At 35.3% G+C, this 2,001-nt stretch carries 2 protein-coding genes and 1 pseudogene; all 3 read right to left on the bottom strand.

All coding sequences use genetic code 11. The annotated features are described in order from the left end of the window. A pseudogene (locus EV203_RS13235) lies at window positions 1–503 on the bottom strand (PKD domain-containing protein); the annotation flags it as partial. 67 nt (window positions 504–570) lie between these two features. After that, the gene (locus EV203_RS13230) at window positions 571–1,596 is read right to left on the bottom strand and encodes a stalk domain-containing protein (RefSeq protein ID WP_132040911.1); all 1,026 of its coding nucleotides are present in this window, start codon (window positions 1,594–1,596) and stop codon (window positions 571–573) included. A 27-nt stretch (window positions 1,597–1,623) separates the two neighbouring features. Then, on the bottom strand, window positions 1,624–2,001 hold a 378-nt coding region (locus EV203_RS13225), incomplete at its 5' end, for a helix-turn-helix domain-containing protein (RefSeq protein WP_132040910.1).

Genomic DNA, 2,001 nt, shown 5'->3' with positions numbered 1-2,001 from the left:
TCTCCTTTACCACCTTTTTCATCCAGTACTTTATATCCTACCACATGAGCGCCATTAAGCTCTGCAAGATAGCGTATATACACACGGTCTGAACCCGATATGCTTAATTTGATTTGATTTAGATACGTATTAACAAAAGTAGGGTTACCGCCAAGTACATTTATCCACTGAGGGACAGTGCTGTACTTTATGAAATTGTACTGCTCTGCGTTGCTTTTTGTGTAAATATGCTTTATTACTTTATCATATCCTGCAAGGGTACCGTCAACATATATGCTCCATTTACCGGAATAGAGCTTTTTGTCATTAGGCTTTTGCGGAATTGGGTTAGGGACTAAATTATATGATTTATCAGGATTTAGTGTCACGGGAGTATCAATAGCTAAATTTAAGTCTCCTACGTCATCAATTACTGCTGCATAGGCATTTTCCAGCTTAGGAATGTATATTAACCCTGCAAGAAATGTAATAAGAACAATTACAGAAGCAATTCTTTTGAACAAAAACCTCATCTCCTTTCGGTGATTTTTTAGAAAAAGAAAAGAAGCTTCAAACTAAGCTGAAGCCCCTTTATATACTTGGTGGTGTAGTGTATTTTGCTCTCCATATTGTTATTGTACCGTCATTTGAATATTCTACTGCATGGTCTAAATTTTCAGCAACAAATCTTAACGGAAGCATTGTGTATCCATTTTTCACATATACTTTTCTCGGCATTTTAACTACCTTGTCGTCTACTACTGCTGTATCAGAGCCTATTTTCAGCACAACAGTTTTGCCTTTATCTTTTATGGTTATCTGCTGTGTTTTAGCATTGTAATCAACAACTGCTCCTAATTCTTCCATGACGCCTCGAAGTGGTATCATCGCAACACCATTATCTGATATGACTTTTGTAGGCAGTTTTTTCTTGTATTCTTTAAGTTCATATCTTATTGTAATATCGTTCTTACCCACCCACACATCTACACCATCCCAATTATAGATACATTCTTCTGTATAGCCGTTCCACTTAGGATCAACCAAATATTTAGTATAAGCAGGGTCTTTTAAACCTTCCCATCTGCTATAAAGTGCTTGCAATATTATATCTTTGTAAGGTGTTTTTTGCCAATCTACACCGTTGATTGTAATCGCGCCAACTGTAAACTGTTTCCAAAGCTCTATTTTGAATGTGTCAGGATGGTTATATCTTACGATACCTATATAGTCGTTTGCTAAATATCCTTGACCATATTCCTCAACTTTTGTAGTTAAATCGTATAAGCATACGTTACTTAAACCTTTTTCAATATAGTCTTTCATATACTGTTCAAACGGCATACTGCTGTAATCAAAACTACCACCTATTACAATTATCCTATCTGTATTTTTAAGCTTATCACTGTAAGCTATTTCTTTTTCTTTTCCGGGCATAATGTAGTACCAACCTAATCTATCATGGCCTTTCTCATCAGGTGATACTGCCTTTATCCATCCTTTATCTATCCACTCTTGATAGGGAAGCTGTTCTTCTTGACCTCCAGTTTGCGCAAAAGCAGGAATGGATAAAAAAATTAATAAGACAGCAATTATCATAGAAATTATCTTTTTCATAGCAAAAACTCCTTTCTATTTAAATTTTTAAATAACTTTCCTTAAAATCTCTTCAATAAATTTATCGGTGCTTTTTCCTTCTTTTTTAGCTTTATCTTCCAGCAGGTTGTAGAGTTCTTTAGGAATTTTTACAGCATTTTCTTCATCATCTCCTTTTATTTCTTCTAATCTACGCAGAAGCCTTATCTTTTCCCTAGGGGTTAAAGCTTCTTCATTTTTCTCAAGGAGCTTCTCCATATTTTTAGGATCTTTTAAAAGCATTATCATGTTACTTAAAGACTTTTCAGGCAAAGCTCCAGTTTCATATCTTGCAATAGAAGCCTCACCTATGCCCAAAAGCTTGGCAAAGGCTCTCTGGCTTAACCCATAACTTTCTCTGATGTTTCTTACCTCTTCAGGTGAGAG

The sequence above is a fragment of the Caldanaerobacter subterraneus genome (genome assembly GCF_004345675.1).
In the GTDB taxonomy this organism is placed as follows: Bacteria; Bacillota; Thermoanaerobacteria; order Thermoanaerobacterales; family Thermoanaerobacteraceae; genus Thermoanaerobacter; species Thermoanaerobacter subterraneus.
The sequence above is the reverse complement of the archived record's forward strand: the minus strand, read 5'-3'. Positions and strand labels throughout refer to the sequence as shown.